The organism is Pseudomonas sp. O230 (assembly GCF_045447035.1).
In the GTDB taxonomy this organism is placed as follows: Bacteria; Pseudomonadota; Gammaproteobacteria; order Pseudomonadales; family Pseudomonadaceae; genus Aquipseudomonas.
This window is the reverse complement of record NZ_JBJGXN010000010.1, coordinates 72,599-88,974: the sequence shown is the minus strand read 5'-3', so window position 1 is coordinate 88,974 and position 16,376 is coordinate 72,599. Positions and strand designations below refer to the sequence as shown.

General features: G+C 58.2%; 13 protein-coding genes. 5 read left to right on the top strand and 8 right to left on the bottom strand.

Translation table 11 applies throughout. From position 1 onward, the window contains the following. The first annotated feature begins 126 nt into the window (after positions 1-126). Positions 127-711, top strand: a complete 585-nt coding sequence (locus ACI77H_RS21845) for a TetR/AcrR family transcriptional regulator (RefSeq protein WP_407013789.1) — start codon at positions 127-129, stop codon at positions 709-711. 81 nt (positions 712-792) lie between these two features. Here ACI77H_RS21845 and ACI77H_RS21840 read toward each other — a convergent pair whose 3' ends face one another. Continuing rightward, complete coding sequence (locus ACI77H_RS21840) at positions 793-2,616, bottom strand: NAD(P)/FAD-dependent oxidoreductase (protein ID WP_407013788.1); 1,824 nt, start codon at positions 2,614-2,616, stop codon at positions 793-795. A 244-nt stretch (positions 2,617-2,860) separates the two neighbouring features. Here ACI77H_RS21840 and ACI77H_RS21835 point away from each other — a divergent pair, with 244 nt between their 5' ends. Beyond that, positions 2,861-4,756: a sigma-54-dependent Fis family transcriptional regulator gene (locus ACI77H_RS21835; RefSeq protein ID WP_407013787.1), complete on the top strand. Its 1,896-nt coding sequence runs from the start codon at positions 2,861-2,863 to the stop codon at positions 4,754-4,756. A 421-nt stretch (positions 4,757-5,177) separates the two neighbouring features. Then, entirely contained in the window at positions 5,178-5,855 is a 678-nt protein-coding gene (locus ACI77H_RS21830) for a dTMP kinase (protein ID WP_407013786.1), read from the top strand. A 211-nt stretch (positions 5,856-6,066) separates the two neighbouring features. Here ACI77H_RS21830 and ACI77H_RS21825 read toward each other — a convergent pair whose 3' ends face one another. The 6 genes from ACI77H_RS21825 to ACI77H_RS21800 all read right to left on the bottom strand — a co-directional run bounded on the left by ACI77H_RS21825 (position 6,067) and on the right by ACI77H_RS21800 (position 12,672). Then, a complete protein-coding gene (locus ACI77H_RS21825) occupies positions 6,067-6,855 on the bottom strand; it encodes an SDR family oxidoreductase (RefSeq protein ID WP_407014054.1) in 789 nt (262 codons plus the stop codon). A 59-nt stretch (positions 6,856-6,914) separates the two neighbouring features. Next, entirely contained in the window at positions 6,915-8,462 is a 1,548-nt protein-coding gene (locus tag ACI77H_RS21820; RefSeq protein ID WP_407013785.1) for an amino acid ABC transporter permease/ATP-binding protein, read from the bottom strand. Positions 8,463-8,526: 64 nt separating this feature from the next. Continuing rightward, positions 8,527-9,321, bottom strand: a complete 795-nt coding sequence (locus tag ACI77H_RS21815) for an ABC transporter substrate-binding protein (RefSeq protein WP_407013784.1) — start codon at positions 9,319-9,321, stop codon at positions 8,527-8,529. Between the two features lie 46 nt (positions 9,322-9,367). Beyond that, positions 9,368-10,438, bottom strand: coding sequence for an isopenicillin N synthase family dioxygenase (locus tag ACI77H_RS21810; protein ID WP_407013783.1), 1,071 nt, complete (start codon positions 10,436-10,438; stop codon positions 9,368-9,370). 14 nt (positions 10,439-10,452) lie between these two features. Next, positions 10,453-11,304 (bottom strand): sugar phosphate isomerase/epimerase family protein, encoded by an 852-nt coding sequence (locus ACI77H_RS21805; RefSeq protein WP_407013782.1) that lies wholly within the window; start codon positions 11,302-11,304, stop codon positions 10,453-10,455. Positions 11,305-11,745: 441 nt separating this feature from the next. Beyond that, positions 11,746-12,672, bottom strand: a complete 927-nt coding sequence (locus ACI77H_RS21800) for a universal stress protein (RefSeq protein WP_407013781.1) — start codon at positions 12,670-12,672, stop codon at positions 11,746-11,748. Between the two features lie 178 nt (positions 12,673-12,850). On the opposite strand from ACI77H_RS21800, the gene ACI77H_RS21795 reads away from it, so the two are divergent. Next, entirely contained in the window at positions 12,851-14,089 is a 1,239-nt protein-coding gene (locus ACI77H_RS21795; protein WP_407013780.1) for an MgtC/SapB family protein, read from the top strand. Positions 14,090-14,196: 107 nt separating this feature from the next. After that, on the top strand, positions 14,197-15,126 hold the full coding sequence (locus ACI77H_RS21790) for a universal stress protein (RefSeq protein WP_407013779.1): 930 nt from the start codon (positions 14,197-14,199) through the stop codon (positions 15,124-15,126). 127 nt (positions 15,127-15,253) lie between these two features. Here the strand turns inward: ACI77H_RS21790 and ACI77H_RS21785 are convergent, their stop codons facing one another. After that, positions 15,254-16,321 carry an ArsO family NAD(P)H-dependent flavin-containing monooxygenase gene (locus ACI77H_RS21785; protein ID WP_407013778.1) on the bottom strand — a complete coding sequence of 356 codons (1,068 nt, stop codon included), beginning with the start codon at positions 16,319-16,321 and terminating at the stop codon, positions 15,254-15,256. Positions 16,322-16,376: the final 55 nt, after the last annotated feature.

The following is a 16,376-nucleotide window of genomic DNA, read 5'->3' as shown; positions in this document are numbered from 1 at the left end:
CAGCATAGATATCAATTAGACCAGTCGTCTAGTAATTTTTTCAGCTGTGTTTCCGACCAATGTCTATGGCAAACTCCTGTTCCTCAGAAATATACGACTGGTCTATTGTTTGGTATTTTGCGCCCCATGAAACCGACCTACGACGATACTCGCCAACACTTGCTCGATACCGGCCACCGCATGATGGCCGAGAAGGGCTTCACCAGCGTTGGCCTGAACGAGATCCTGCAGACTGCCGGCGTGCCCAAGGGCTCGTTCTACCACTACTTCAAATCCAAAGAACTCTATGGCCAGGCGCTGCTTGAGGATTACTTTGTCGGCTACCTCGCGGACATGGAACGACGTCTGACACTGCCCGGACTCAGCGCTTACGAGCGGCTGATGGATTATTGGCTGGGCTGGCAGAACCGCTGCACTCTGGAAGGCCACGGCGATGAATGCCTGGTGGTGAAGTTAAGTGCAGAGGTCGCCGACCTTTCCGAATCGATGCGCCTTACGCTGCGCGATGGCGCCGAGCGCATCGTTGCGCGCATCACCACGTGCCTGGAACAGGGCGAGGTGGATAAAAGCCTGCCGGGGGGCGACGCTCGTCAGTTGGCAGAAACCCTCTACCAACTGTGGTTGGGGGCCAGTTTGCTGAACAAGCTGCAGCGCACGGGGCAATCCCTGCAAACCTCGATGACGATGACGAAGCGGCTTTTGGAGATTTGAAACTGGCCCGGTCATTGGCCGGGGATGGGGAGCCTGATGCTCGTGGAGAGGCGCCCAGCCACGGCTGGGCGCCTTTTTTACTCAACCAGTGTGATGACTCTTCGCAAGGCCGTAGACGGATGTGTCGATGCCTTCGAAGCGCGCCTTCAACTGCAGCGCCAGATACAGCGAATAATGCCGTGACTGATGCAGGTTGCCACCGTGGAACCAGAGGTTTTCTTGCTGCGTTGGCTTCCACATGTTCCGCAGTTCGCCCTCATACGGGCCAGGATCATTGGTGGTTCCCGAACCCAGGCCCCAGCAGCGGCCGACCTTGTCCGCGACTTCCTGGGAAATCAGCTTCGCCGCCCAACCATTCATTGAGCCATAGCCCGTGGCGTAGACGATGAGATCTGCCGGTAGTCGGCTGCCATCGTTCAGTACGACGGCATCTGCTTCGATGCGTTCGACACCCAGGCCAGGCGCGCTCTTGAGCTTGATCGTTCCATTAGCGATCAGCTCGGAGGCGCCGACGTCGATGTAGTAACCAGAACCCCGGCGTACGTACTTCATGAAAAGGCCAGACTCGTCGTCACCGAAATCGAGCATGAAGCCGGCCTTGGTCAACCGCTCGTAGAAGTCCTCGTCACGCTCCTTGATCGCATCAAATATGGGTTGATGAAAACTTGGCATAACCTTGTAGGGGATCGAGGCGAACAGCATGTCAGCCTTGTCCGTGGTCAACCCCGTCTCCAGGGCGTCTTCAGAGTAGAGCCCGCCGAAGACGAGATCCATCAAACTGTCGGAACGCACGATGTGGGTGCTGGAGCGTTGCACCATGGTCACCTCGGCGCCGTTCTCCACCAGGTCGGCGCAGATATCGTGAGCCGAATTGTTCGCACCGATAACCACCGCGCGCTTGCCGCGCCAGGCGTCTCCGCCGGGATGGCGGCTGGAATGATGCTGCTGGCCATTGAAAACCTCGGCGCCCGGATAACTGGGAACGTTGGGTACGCCAGACATGCCGGTGGCGAGGATCAACTGGGCAGGCTGTAAAGTCATACGCTCGCCATCACGCTGAACGTCAACCTTCCAGGTGCCACTTTGCTCGTCAAAGCTGGCGCTCACGCATTCTGTCCGCGGCCAATAATTGAGCTCCATGACTTTGCTGTACATCTCCAGCCAGTCGCCAATCTGGTCTTTTGGGGTGAAGACTGGCCAGTGATCGGGGAAGGGCAGGTAGGGCATATGGTCGTACCAGACAGGGTCATGCAGGCACAGCGACTTGTAGCGACCGCGCCACTGATCGCCAGGACGCTCGGCTTTGTCGACGATCAGAGTGGGCACGCCCATTCGCTTGAGGCGCGCTGCGAGCCCCAGCCCACCCTGGCCGCCGCCCACGATCAGGCAGTAAGGTTGGGTGGTGATACCAAGGGAAGCTTCTTCATCACGACGGCGTTCCAGCCAGTTGCGTTTGTCGGCATGGGCGTGACCATGATTGGCTCCCATTGGACGACGGCGGCCCCTGGGTTCTTCAAAGCCTTTGAGTTCGCGCATGGTTGTCAGCAGCGTCCAGCACAGGCCCTCCTTTAAACGCACGTAGCCTTTACCTCGCGCCGCATCGGTCTCCAGGCTGATCCAGCCTTCGAGCACACCGTCATTCAGCGTCGCCTCACCTTCCAGTTTCCATCGCTCAGGACGAGTCTGGTCAAGCCGTGTTTCGAGCATGTTCCGGATGGCGGGCTTGCCTTCCAGGGTCACCAGGTTCCAGCTGAAAAGCAGCAGGTCACGCCAGTGACACTCGTCGGCAAACAATTCCAGCGTGCCGTCCAGATCACGTTGGGCGAGACGCTCGCCGAGGTTTTCGACCCACGCCGCGAGCTGAGCAGTTGGCGTTTGCAGCGGTGTTTCGATAGCGATGTTCATGGGCTTCTCCCGTTCTTGTTGTTTTTGTAACAACTTGCCCTGGAGCAAGCCCCGGGCCATCTTCATGAAAGCCCCGTTGCAGAGCGGCTGACGCGGTACTGCTCAGGCCTTTTCTCGGATCTATGTCACGATTCTGGGAAGGGTGGATGACAGAGTGTCACGCGGCGCGTAAAGCGCTCTTCGCAGGCTTTTCATATAAGCTGCGAACAGCCCCGTGTCCTCACCGTAGCGGAGAACAAGAACAATGAAGCCGGCCTTTATCAACGCCCATGCACAGCAAGTGCTACAAGCCGTCCAGGGCAGCTCTGCCAGCCACGGCCATGCTAATGACCTGGCTATTACACGGTCCTGGCGTCGTTGCCTGGATCAGCATCAGCTCGATCCCGCCAGCCGCCGCGCGCCTAATGTCCTTGAGCACCCACGCTTACAGGATCACCGCGCACCACTGGAACACATCATCTCGGTGGCGCACTGGCAGATGACCAGCTTGCACCAACAATTCGGGGGTGACGGCCACGTGGTGCTACTCACCGATGCTCGCGGTGTGGCGATTGACAGTGTGTTCAACGAATCGGAACGAGCCGAGTTCCAGCGTTCCGGACTGTGGCTCGGTTCGGTATGGAGCGAGGATTGTGAGGGTACCAACGGTGTCGGCACCTGCTTGGTCGAGCGACAGCATGTCACCATCCGTCGTGATGAACACTTCCGTGGCAAGCACGCCGGCTTAACGTGTTCGGCTAGCCCAATATTTGATGCGAGCGGAGAGTTGCTTGCCGTTCTAAACCTCTCTTCTGTGCGAGAGGAACAAAGTTTTCAGCAGCACTTCAAAGCCATGGCGTTGACCAACCTGACCGCCAATTTGATCGAGAGCTGTTATTTCCTGGGGCATGATCCGCAGCGATACTTGCTGCGTTTTCACCCTGAGGCAGGCTTCGTTGGGCTGCTGGGTGAAGGTCTGCTCAGTTTCGACGAGAGTGCCCGTATCTGTTCAGTCAATCATGCTGCGCTGGATCTGCTGGGCCTCAGCCGTGACCAGGTGGTTGGACAATCTCTGACGATGCTGCTGGAAACACCTATCGATCAGGTGATGAGTCAGGCCAGCTCTCAGCCGAGTGTCTGTTGGCCAATGCGGCTGGTGGACGGACGCCTGCTCTACGGACAGTTGCGGGAGCCCTTACGCCAGGTGCCTTTGGTCCCGCCGGCAAGCCCCAAAATCAACGACGTGCATGTGTGCCTGGAAGATCCGCGCCTGCAACGCGGATTTGCTCGCGCATTGCGTGTTTTGGAGCGTGACGTACCGGTGTTTTTACAGGGCGAAACCGGTACCGGCAAAGAAGCTTTTGCTGCGGCGCTGCATCGCGCCAGCTCCAGAGCGAATCAGCCGTTTGTGGCGATCAATTGCGCGGCCATTCCAGAAACGCTGATTGAGAGCGAGTTGTTCGGCTATCGCGGTGGCAGCTTCACTGGCGCACGCAAGGACGGGATGATCGGTAAGCTGGAGCAGGCTCATGGCGGCATTCTATTTCTCGATGAGATCGCCGATATGCCACTGGCTTTACAGACTCGCCTGCTGCGAGTGCTGGAGGAACGTCAGGTGGTGCCGCTAGGCGGCGCGACGGCACGTCCGCTCGACGTTCGCCTGATCAGTGCCAGCCACCAGGAACTGCACGCCTGTGTGGCCGAAGGGTGCTTTCGCGAAGATCTGTTTTATCGCATTGCTGGATTCGCCGTGCTGCTTCCGCCGCTGCGGGAGCGTTCAGACAAGGGCCGTTTGCTCGACCTGTTGCTGCGCGAGGAGGCAGTAGGGGTCAGAGTCCGGCTGGAGGTGGGCGTCAGAGAGCGCTTGCTGGCGCAGCCTTGGCCGGGCAATGTTCGGCAACTGCGTACGTGTCTGCGCACACTGGTAGCGTTGGCGCTGGATGGTCGTGTCACTCTGGAAGACTTGGCGGAGTTGCTGCCGGCAGCGCCAGCGACAGCCGTGCTGGCCGAAAATCCGCTTGGAGTATCCGAACGGCAGACGCTGCTGACATTGATTGAGGCGGAACACTGGCATATCGCCCATGTTGCCGCCCGATTAGGGATTAGCCGCAATACGCTCTACCGCAAATTACGTCAGCACGGTATTTCACGGCCCGGTTGAACACAGAATGAAATCGACACGTTTCCTGCCGCAGTGGATTTGGGCAGAGAAAATAGAGGTTGAGCAGGAGAGGGCGCTAATGCGAGAAGCAATCCTGTGTTCGCGCACTGATCGCCATTGCTTCTGCGCATTTGATTGGCCTCAGTTCAAGGCGTGGGGGTGTCTACGAAACGCGGGGCGATTCACTTCACAGATCGAGTGCGGCTTGCGCTGGGCCGAGGTCCGTGAGGCCCCATTCCATCTGCATTAGCGTGCCTAAGCGGCTGTAACCCAGGATTTTGAGAACCGTTAGCCAGAAACAAGGTTAGAGTGTTGATCAATATCTGTTCATAAGGGCCTCCATTCGATTCGCGTAGTCGCGCCAAGCGGTTACAACGAACGAACCGGGGAAAAAAACCGTATATCAATCGTTGTTTGAATAATGAATCGTCCGCTGTTTGTTTCTCTAGATGGGCCCAAGGGCGCCGGCAAAACCACACTGTTGGAAGCCGTTACGAAAGCACTGAGGGCAGACAACAAAAAAGTGATCCGGCTTTGCGAGAAAAAAAGCGATCCCTATAGGGGTGAAACAATGGCCCTCGTTAACCAACTCGTCAGAAACCCCACCCGGGATTTGGAGTTGAGGGTTTGTGAGCGCTTTGCTGATAGCCGTACCTGGATTTCCCGGCATGTGCTGGCTAAACAGCCAGCAGACAGCATCATCCTGATCGATCGCTGGTACCCGTCTGATGCCGCGTTTCGCCGGATAGTCCCGTTTGCAGAGATCCTGCAGTTGAACATTGAGCGAAACGTGCGAGTGCCAGACCTGCATGTCGGGGTTGTCACCGCCCCCGATATTTCATGGGCGAGGGCAGCGGCAAGACAGCGGGGGCTAGGCAGTACGGTGATCCATAAGCTGGAAGAACATGTCGCTTGTACCCAGGCGTTCGAGCGAGCGATTGCCGATCACGGCTGGGTTTTATGCCGTAATGAAGGAACGATCGAAGACGCAACGATGCAGGTTGTTTCTGAGATCTATAGAGTCCTTCGATGCCCCGTAGGCGAAGCTCGTTGCGCCAGACTTGAGGCGGTTGAGAGAGCCGTGGATATAGACCGTTAGCAGGATTGAAGGGGGATCGCAGCAGTAGCCGGTTGCCCCAGAAAAACGAAAGCTGTGGCAGAACTGCCCCTCGGAAGTGAGGGCAAGGGCACCTAGAGGCGCCCTTGCCCGTAATCCATGCCGCCCCCCCGCCAGGGCGGCTGAACGTTACGAACGGCTGAGACAAGGCGCGGACTGGGCCAGAAAATAGCCAGGCAGCCGACCATCGCCTTTATTGGCTGGAGCGAATGGCCCCTCCATCAATCAACAGGTTCTGCCCGGTCAGGTAGCCCGCCTGACTGCTGCAAACGAAGGCACAAAGAGCACCGAATTCCCCGGGTGAGCCGAAGCGTTTGGCAGGAATTTCGCTACGGCATTCGCCGAGGAATGCCTCGCTGTCTTGCCCCGACTCTTGGGCAGCAGCGACCAGGTTGTCACGCAGTCGATCTGTGTCGAATGAGCCCGGTTGCAGGTTGTTGATCGTCACATTGCGACTGGCGAAGTTTTCTTGGCGGGCAAGCCCTGCGATAAACCCCGTCAGACCACTGCGAGCGCCATTGGACAGTCCCAGGCTTTCGATAGGCGACTTCACGGCACTCGACGTGATGTTGATGATTCGGCCAAACCCGCGTTGCGCCATCCCGTCTATCGTTGCCTTGATCAACTCGATAGGAGTGAGCATGTTGGTATCCAGCGCCTTGAGCCAGGCGTCGCGGTCCCATTCGCGGAAATCCCCGGGAGGGGGGCCGCCCGCGTTATTGATCAAAATATCGAAATGCTCATGGGCCGCGAGGGCTGTCGCCCGACCCTCAGGCGTCGAGATGTCTCCGGCTACGGCGATGACGGTCACTTCAGGGTTTATCGTTCTGAGCTGGCGGGCTGTTTCATTCAGCGCCTGTTCGCCTCGGGCGGTGATCACCACGTTTACGCCCTCGCTGACGAGTGCCTGGGCGCAGGCTTTACCCAGACCTTTGCTGGCGGCGCAGACCAGCGCCCAGCGTCCTGCGATTCCAAGATTCATGCGTATTTTCCTGAAAGAACGAAGCTCAAAGAAAGTGGTTGCCGATTGCAGCACCATGCTTACGCATGATCGGCCGTTGTAGTCAGGTTTGGCGATCGAGCACCGATTCCCATAAAGCGCCGCACTCGCTCTCCTTCGGCATCGCATCGTATGGTTTCAGGTGCGGCATCCAGTTGGATATTGCCGTTCTCCATGAACACGACCCGGTCGGAGATCGACATGGCAAAGTCCATTTCGTGGGTGACAATCACCATGGTCATGCCTTCACTGGCCAGGTCGCGTATGACGTTCAGCACATCGCCCACCAGCTCTGGGTCCAGCGCTGACGTAGGCTCATCGAACAGCATGATTTCCGGCTCCATGGCCAACGCACGAGCAATCGCCACGCGCTGTTGCTGCCCGCCGGAGAGTTGGTGCGGGTACTTGTGGGCATGGGCCAGCAGGCCGACCTTGTCCAGCAGCGCATAAGCACGATGTTCGCTCAGTTCGCCCGGACGGCCGTGGTAGCGAGGCGCGAGGGTGACGTTGTCGAGAATGGTGCGGTGCGGGAACAGGTTGAAGTTCTGGAACACCATGCCAATGTGTCGCACACCTTTGCGCAGGCGGGCACTGTTGGGTTTGTCCGACGCTTCGATGAATGTCTCACCGAACAACAGAATGTCGCCCGTATCGATACTCTCCAGACCGTTGACGGTACGGATCAGGGAAGTTTTGCCGGAACCGGACGGGCCAATGATCGAGATCACCTGGCCGCGCTCGACATTCAGGTCGATACCCAGCAGCACTTTGTGTGTGCCATAGCTCTTCTGGATATTCTTGAGTTGCAGGATTGGCGTCGCATTGGTGCCTGCTGCTTTACGCGCAGTGTCGGGCAAGGCTTCGGCGCAGGCTTTGAGCTTGGCGATGGCCGCCGCATCGAGTGTGTGTGGCTTGCGGAAGTTCAGGTCCAGGTAGCGTTCCAGGCGCTGCAGGAAATAGCCGAATACGGTAACGATCAGCACGTAGTACACCCCCACCGCAGCGAGGGTTTCCATGACCAGGAAGTTGGTCGCATAGAGGCGTTGGCCGACCGTGAGGATTTCGGTCAGGGAGATGACCGAGACCAGCGACGTCAGCTTGACCACGGTGATGTATTCATTGATCAACGTGGGCAGCGAGATCCGGAAAGCCTGGGGAATCACTATCAAACGTTGCATGCCGAGCAGGCCGACCCCCAGTGCGCGTCCGGCTTCCTTCTGGCCCTTGGCCACGGAGATCAGGCCTCCACGGTGGATTTCCGCCATGTAAGCCGCTTCCGTGACCACCAGGGCAAGCAAACCGGAGTAGAAGGGGTTGGACAGAATCGGTCCGCTACCGGGAAACAATTGCGGCAAGTTGTAGACGAAGACCACCAGCACCAGCAACGGGATGCTGCGGAAGAACCAGATGTAGACCGCTGCGGGGATGCGTAGCAGAGGCGAATGGGACAGCTTGGCCGTGGCGAGGACAAAGCCCAGCAGCATGCCGATGAACCAGGCCAGGGCGCTGAGCTGGATCACCGTGACGCAGGCGCTCCAGAAATCCGGCAGGGAAAACAGTGAGAAGAAATACGACCAATCGAATTGCATAGGGCACCTCGATCTGCCGCCCCGGTGCAGGGGCGGCAGATGACCTGACTACAAGGACACGTTCTTAGTTAGCAGTCGGTTCTTCCAAGCCATACTTCTTGAGAATAGCGGCGTACTCACCGCTCTTTTTGGTCTCCTCGAACGCTTTTTGCACGGCCTGGAACGTTTCGTCGTTACCTTTCTTGACGAAGATACCCAGGGTTTGCTGATAGATCGGGTGTTCAGTGGTGATCACTACGCGGCCATTGGTCTTTTCAGCGATCATTTTTGCGGCACCGGCGATTTCAACCTGGGCCTGAATGTTTTTAGACAACAGCGCCTGGGTCACTTCGGGGGCCGAAGGGAACTCGCTGACGGTGATGGCGCCTTTGTTGTTCGGCACGCAGTAGTCATCGGAAAGCTTCTTGAATTCCTTGACCCAGGTGGTGCCCTGTTCCAGGCCCAGTTTCAAGCCGCACAGGTCTTCAGGTTTTTTCGCATTGATCTCGCTGCCCTTGGGCACCATGACCGCAGCGCCGGTATTGGCATAGGCGATGGTCTGGGCCTGAGTCTGGCGTTCTGGTGTGATGTACATGCCGGAAATGATCGCGTCGTATTTGCCGGAGTTCAGGCCCAGGATCAGGCTCGGGAATTTGGTGTCGATAAACTCCACCTTGGCGTTCATGTGCTTGGCCAGCGCTGTTGCCAGTTCCGGGTCCGAACCCACTACGTTTTTGTCCTTGTCATAGGACTCGAAGGGCGGGTAGGTGATTTCCATCCCGACCTTGAACGCGTCTGCTGCGGCCATGCTCAACGAGGCACCGAGCATCCCGGCGGCCAATACGCTCAGGCGCAATAGGGTTTTTTTGTTGTTTTTCATTATTTACTGACTCCGGCGTAGGTAAGTGTGTAGCTGAAAACGTCAATCAGGACGGTTGAGCCTGATTTTTCAAGTGCCCGAAACTGGCGGGCTTGCGTGCCTTCTCTGGCAATTGAACTTCCCCATTTGCCACGCGCTGGCGCAGATACTGATAGGTCTGCAGCGCCTGGCCATACATGTGTTCGCCGATCGCGATTTCTTCGTAGTCCTTGCCTGCCTGGGCGAACGCGGGCAGTGGCTTGATCTGCGTGTGGTAGTCGCAGGCGTAAAACAGGGGAAAGGAATAACGCTCCTCACTCACGCTCCGCACCCGGTGCGAAGTGGCGACGAATGTGCCTGCTGTCATCACTTCAAGCATGTCGCCGATGTTGACCACAAAGGCATCGGCAATCGGCGGTGCGTCGATCCATTGGCCCAGATCGTTCATCACCTCAAGGCCTGGCTTGTCGGCCAGAAGGATGGTGAAGCACTCGTAATCAGTGTGGGCGCCGATACCCGGTGCGTCGTGGGCGGCACCGTCGAAGGGGTAATGGATCAGGCGTAGCTTGGACGGTGGACGGGTGACCAGGCTGTCGAAATAGTTTTCTTCCAGACCCAGGGCCAGGGCGAAACCGCCGAACAAGCGGCGGCCCAAAGCGAAGATCGCTTCATAGTAGGCCTGTACCGACTCCTTGAAATCCGGTAGCCGAGGCCAGTCGTTGGGCCCCAGCAAAGGGGTGTTGGCCAACACGAGAGGGTCGTCGGCCGGAACTTCAAAGCCGACGTCGAAGGCCTCCTTGTGGTCCGGCTTGCCCTTGGAGTAGACCTCTTCGCCTTCAGGTACAAAACCCTTGTGGGTTTGTGAGGTGCCGATGTAGTGCTGCATCTTGGTGTCGAAAGGCTGGTCGAAAAAGTCCTTGGCAGCCTTGCGCAGGTTATTGATCAGCTGCGGGTCGATACCGTGGTCGGTGATATAGAGGAACCCGACATCGCTGGCAGCACGCCCCAGTTGTTCGGCCACGGCCAGGCGGTGTTCCAGTTCAACGCTGAACAGACCGGCGATGTTGACCACCGGGATGCTGTTGAAGTTGGCGTTCTGTGTGTCGGTGCTAACGCTGTTGTTGTTATTGTCAGGCATGACGCATCGGCTCCCTAAGGATGGCTTGATTGGCTGAAACGGCTGAAGTGTTCACGTTCGGTGTTGCCCATCCACACGTTCAATGACCAGAGATCGGCGACCGGTACATTGGTGAAAGGCAAATGATGCAGGTAGCCATCGGCGCCGAATTCCGGGGTCAGGGTAGTGACCTGATAGCCGCGGTCTTTCTGCGAGCGCCAAATGCTTTCCCAGTGCTGCTGATGGAAGGCCAGTTCTTTTGCATACTCGGGAGCCGCCGGGTGCGGAACCTGCGGGCCTTGGTCATAACCGACCCGGGCCTGGATATGATGAACTCGCTCGATGAAGGCGCTCAGATCATCGGCCGGGTCATTCAACAAGCGCTCGCAGGTCACCACCCAATGGCTGATGTCACTGGTGAACAACAGATTGGGCAGTTGCCGGATCAATTCCAGGGTCACCCAAGGGTTGAACAGCGATCGAGAACGGTGGGTTTCGAAACTGCAGACCTGACCGTGCTTGCGCGCCAGTTCCAGTGCCTGACCGAAGAACTCCACTTGCTGTGGCAGGGACCAGCGATCGTTGCCCGCCAGTACGTTGACGAAGCGTGGGCCGAGCTCGGCGGCCCAAGCAAGTTTTTGCTCAAGGTCATTGAGGTGAACGGCAGGGGAGGCCGACTGGTCCGGCAGCACGTCGTACGCGGTGAAGACGGTGCTGATATAGCCCAGGCGATTGGCCTGGAGAAAGGCGGCGAACTCAGCCCGCTCACGGGCGTCCAGTGGCAGACGCGCTTCCATTCCATCAAAGCCCGCCTGCAGCAACTCTTCAAGCGCCTGGGCCTTGCTGGCGGTGTAGCCCCACAGCGTGCGGAAAATTTCCAGCTTCATTGGTGATCCTCAAAAATACTTGGGCCTGCTGCAAAAGCACTTCGATGGAGCCAGTCGGCAATCAAGGTTCAGCAACGGCAGAGGAATTTTCAGCCAGGTCTCTGCGTGTTGGGTCCCACTAAGCGCTGCCGTGGCTACTTCGCCATGGCGTCGATGTTAGGCACAGGCAGCGGCGGGAAAGAATCTGAAAGTTCAAATGAATACTTCAGACTTTCTTGAACCAATAGCTAGCTATTGATCATGTCTTGCGGGCAGGATTTTATGGGGGAGTAAGCGTTTACGTTGGCTATTAGCGAGAGGTGCCATTGTTGCGGCATCATTTTGAAGAGTGCCAAGCGAAACCGGGTCGCTGATGGTCCGGTTTTGGCTGTGGCAGAGAGGGGGTCCGCTCGAAGTGCGCTTAGCTAACGCAACAGCGAGCGACCCTGATCACGGGGACTATCAGTCAACCAGTTCTTCTGGGGAAATCACCCACACGCTGCACGGCATTTTGTACAGCAGATGTTCCACCGTACTGCCGACCAATCGGTCCAGGCCACGATGGCCTACACGGCCCATGACGATTACGTCGATGTTATAGGCATCAGCGTAGCTGGAAAGAACCTTGGCTGGATTGCCCATGATCATGTGCTGGTTCTCCGCAGGAATACCATTGCGCTCGGCCAGCTCGCGGAAGGCGTCGCCCTGTGCATCGAACAGGGTCTTGGCTTTGCCTGAAGAGAAAAATGCGGAGGCGTTGTCGAAACCGAATTCGTCGGCGCCAATGGATGAAAGGTCATGGGCATAGATCACATCCAGCGTCGCATTACAGGTGTTCGCCAGTTTTGAGGCTTCGCGCAGAATCCGGTCGTTGAAACCTTCGTATTGGCCATCTCGATGGAAAGGATCAACGGCGGCGACAATCTTGCGGGGCAGGGCTTGCTGCGCGTGACTGACAAAATGCAAAGGCACGGGGCATTCGCGCAGCAGATGGATATCCAGGGGCGTGAACATCAGGCGTGACAGCAGCGATTCGTATTCGAGCGCCTTGATCAGTGCAGCCATTGGCTGTTCTTTGAGGTGGATAAGGATTTCCTGCAAGGGGTTTTCCACCCAGACCACTTCAGTGGTGACATGCACTCCGATTTTGCGCAAGGGACGAGCATGGTCTTCAAGCCACTGGCGATGGCGCTCGACATAGCCGATTCGCATCTGCTCCAGTGCTTGTTCGTTGACCATGCCGGCGGTCGCCAGCCCCTCCAGATAATCAAATGCGACGATGTGCAGTGCCGCATCCGAAGCCTTGGCCAGCGCTGCTGCCCGGTCGAAAGCGGGGCTGTTCTCCATCAGGGGTGAGACGACCAGCATGAAACGTGATTGCTCAGACATGACAAATCTCCCACAGGTAATTGCGCTGAATGCCAGCTGTATTCGGGTAGAGAATCCTTGTAGTTATTCTGTCGCTGACCGGGGAGGGTGACTTGATCTTTGTCATAACAAGCGGATAACGGGACATACTACCGACGTGCGGGCAGCGGCTCGGCCTCGATCCACAAATGGGGGCACTATGAATGAAACGCTTGGCATCACGGGCGCAGCGGCTGCGCTGGGGATCGGTATGCTCATCGGTCTGGAGCGTGAGCGGCACAAGGGGGAAGGGGAGAGTCGAGCCTGTGCCGGTTTGCGCACGTTCGCGATCACAGCGTTGCTGGGCTACGTAGCGATGCAGGTCGGTGGTGGTCTGTTGTTAGGGATCATGGCGATCTGTTTGGCGTTGCTGGTCACCGTGGCGTACTGGCGCAGCCTGAGCGACGACCCGGGCGTGACCAGTGAAGTGGCGTTGCTCTCGGTGTTGGTATTAGGGGCCTTGTGTGGCACCGCACCGGAACTGGCCATTGCCGTAGGCGTGGTGATAGCGGGCCTGCTGACGTACCGCCAGAAACTGCATCACTTCGCCAACAACCAATTGACCGAAGCAGAAATGCGCGATGGACTGGTGCTTTTGGTCGTCGCACTGGTGGTATTGCCCTTGGCTCCGGACCGTTTCATTGGCCCCTATGCCGCGATCAATCTGCGCACCATTTGCACCCTGACCGTGATGCTGATGGCGGTTGGGGCCGTGGGTCATATCGCAGTGCGTGCCTTGGGCAACCATTACGGCTATGCGATCAGTGCCATCGCCTCCGGGTTTGCGTCCAGTACGGTGACCATCGCCACCATGGGACATCTTGTCGTCAAGGAACCGGACAACATCAAAGTCCTGGCCGCGGCCGCGATATTGTCCAATCTGGCCACCGTCGCTCAGGTCGGGTTGATCCTGGCGGCGGTCGACATCGCTCTCTTACGCCAAATGTGGGGGCCACTGTTGTGTGGTTTCATCGCCACAGCTTTGTACGGCCTGTGCCTGATGTTTCCAAGACCTGCTGCCGGTGCCAACCAGCCAATCAAGGTCGGAGGTGCATTTAGTCTCAAGTTGGCCTTGGTCGTGACCCTGACCCTGACCGGCATCACCTTGCTGTCGTCGGTCATGCTGAACCTCTTTGGGGAGGTGGGGGTGATGCTGACGGCTACGTTTACCGGTTTCGCCGACGCTCACTCCTCAACGGCATCGATCGCCGCCTTGGCCAAGTCCGGACAGTTACCTTTAGAGGCCATTATCGGCCCTGCGCTGATCGCAATAAGTAGCAACTCTGTGAGCAAATGCCTGGTGGCATGGGTCAGTGGCGGGTGCCGGTTCGCAGCGTATGTGATTCCCGGGCAGGTGGGTCTGACGCTGGCGATGTGGGCGGGCACCCTGCTGCACTGAAAGCGCCTCGCGTCGTTAAGCTGACAAAGGTCAAGTCGCCCGGACCTGAAGCGCCCAAACTGAAGCTCTAGTGACTCCCTCCAGTTCGCCGCGTGCCGAGGTGCCCCATGTCGCAGACTCAGCGTTTACTGTTAATCGCTCCCCCAGCCATGACCCGTACACCGGCGTTCGACCGAGCTGCGGCGTTGGCGCTCGCCATGCAATTACCATTGCACATCGTTGCATTCGATTATTTGCAGGCTCTGGCGGTGGCCGGACTATTCGCGCCTGAGCAAATCAACCCGGCCCGGGAAGGGTATTTGCACACCCACCGGCAATGGCTCACCCAGCAAGCCGCGTTGATGAGCCAACAGGGTGTAGAGGTCACCAGTGAGGTGATGTGGGTGCAGCAGCCTTATGAAGAAATCCTGCATTTCGTCAACGAGATGTCGCTGGCACTGATCATCAAAGATGCCCAGGAAGAGTTCGTGTTGAAACGGGTGTTCTTCACGCCGCTGGATTGGCAGCTGCTGCGAGATTGTCCAGTGCCCGTGCATTTGGTAACGAACGCGCTCAACCCGAGGCCGCGCAATGTGCTGGCGATTGTCGATGTGCTGCGCAGCGAAGAGCAAGACATAGTGTTCAACGATCAGATTATCGACGCGGCGGTGAAGCTGGCTGAGCAATGTGATGCCAGGCTCGAACTCGTGCACGTGTATGACTGGACGGCCGCATACACCCAGGATATGGGCATGGGCGCGCTGCCGCTGGCCACCGGGATCCATCAAGCACTGGGTGCCGCGCAACACCAGACATTTGCCGCGTTGTCTGAACGGCATGGCGTACCGCCGGATCGTCGTCATTTCATCGAAGGCGCGCCCCTGTCGAGTATCTGTGATTTTGCCGCTGACCACCGCACTGACGTGATCGTCATGGGGACGGTGCAGCACAGCGGGTTAAACAAACTCCTGGGCACCACGGCAGAACAGCTTTTGCCTCGGGCGCCGTGCAGTGTGTTGGCGATAAAGCCGAGTGGGGGTTCCAATCCTGAAGGCTGAATTGCCCCGCAATGGACCGTTGGCCTGAATATCACAGCGCGTTTTTTTACAGAAGCCGGTGAGTAACCTGACGGGGGCGTCGGGATCGCTGTGCGTCTCGAAACCCAATGACCCAAGGCGAGCCGACTCACTGCTCCATTAAAAACCGCTCAATCTCCTCAACGGTACTGCGTGCCGTGCGGGTGACGCCGATCAGTGTCGCGGAAGCGGCGCCTGTCCAGTCGCCATAACCCACCAGCCACAAGCGCGGTTCCTGTATCGAATGCGTGCCGTCGACGGCCACACGCCCATCGGCAGTGCACACACCCAGTGACTCCAGATAGCCGAGGGCAGGGCGAAAGCCGGTGCACCAGATCACCGCGTCGACCGGCGATTGCGAGCCATCAGCCCACGTCACGCCGTGTTCGGTGAAACGCAGGAACGGCCGAACCGCGTGCAGTACGCCGCGCTCCCGAGCCTCGACGACGGGCGGCACCATCACGATATCGCCCAAGCCACCGACCGGTTGCTCAACGACAATGCCGGCGAGCTGGGCTTTCCAGCGTTCGGTGGCGCGTTCGAACAGCACTCGGCCATCGACATCATCGGCGAGAAATTGTGGCGGTTGCGGGGTGACCCATATTGCGTCAGCCACTTGCGAGACTTCAGCGAGGATCTGTGCACCGGAGTTACCAGCGCCCACCACCAGGACTTTTTTCCCGGCAAACGGTTTGGCGTCGACGTAGTGGGCCGAATGCAATTGCTGACCGGTAAAGGTGTCACTGCCGGGGTAATGCGGCAGGTAGGGATGGCGCCAGGTGCCAGTCGCGCTGACCACCGCGCGCGCCAGCCAGCTACGGCCCTGGGCTTTTACGTGAAGGCGATTGCCTTGGCGCTCAATAGCGTTGACCCAGTAGGGCCGTTCGACAGGAAATTGGTAGCGTTGCTCATACTGGCGCAGGTAATCGAGTACGTGGTCGCGGCTGGGGTAGCCGTCCGTGACCGGCGGCATCATCCAGCCGGCGATGGAGCTCCAGGTCGAGGGTGAAAACAGTCGCAGGGAATTCCAGCCATGCCGCCAGGCACCGCCCGCTGCCGCTTCGGCATCAATGATCACAAACGAGCGCCCGGTTCGGCGCAGGAAGTAAGCCACGGCGAGTGCGGACTGGCCACCGCCGATAATCGCAACATCCACTTCGGTGCGGGTAGAAAGCATGGACTGGCCTCAGGGGCGTGAGAGTCGCACCAAGGTAACCCATGGGACGCAGGTA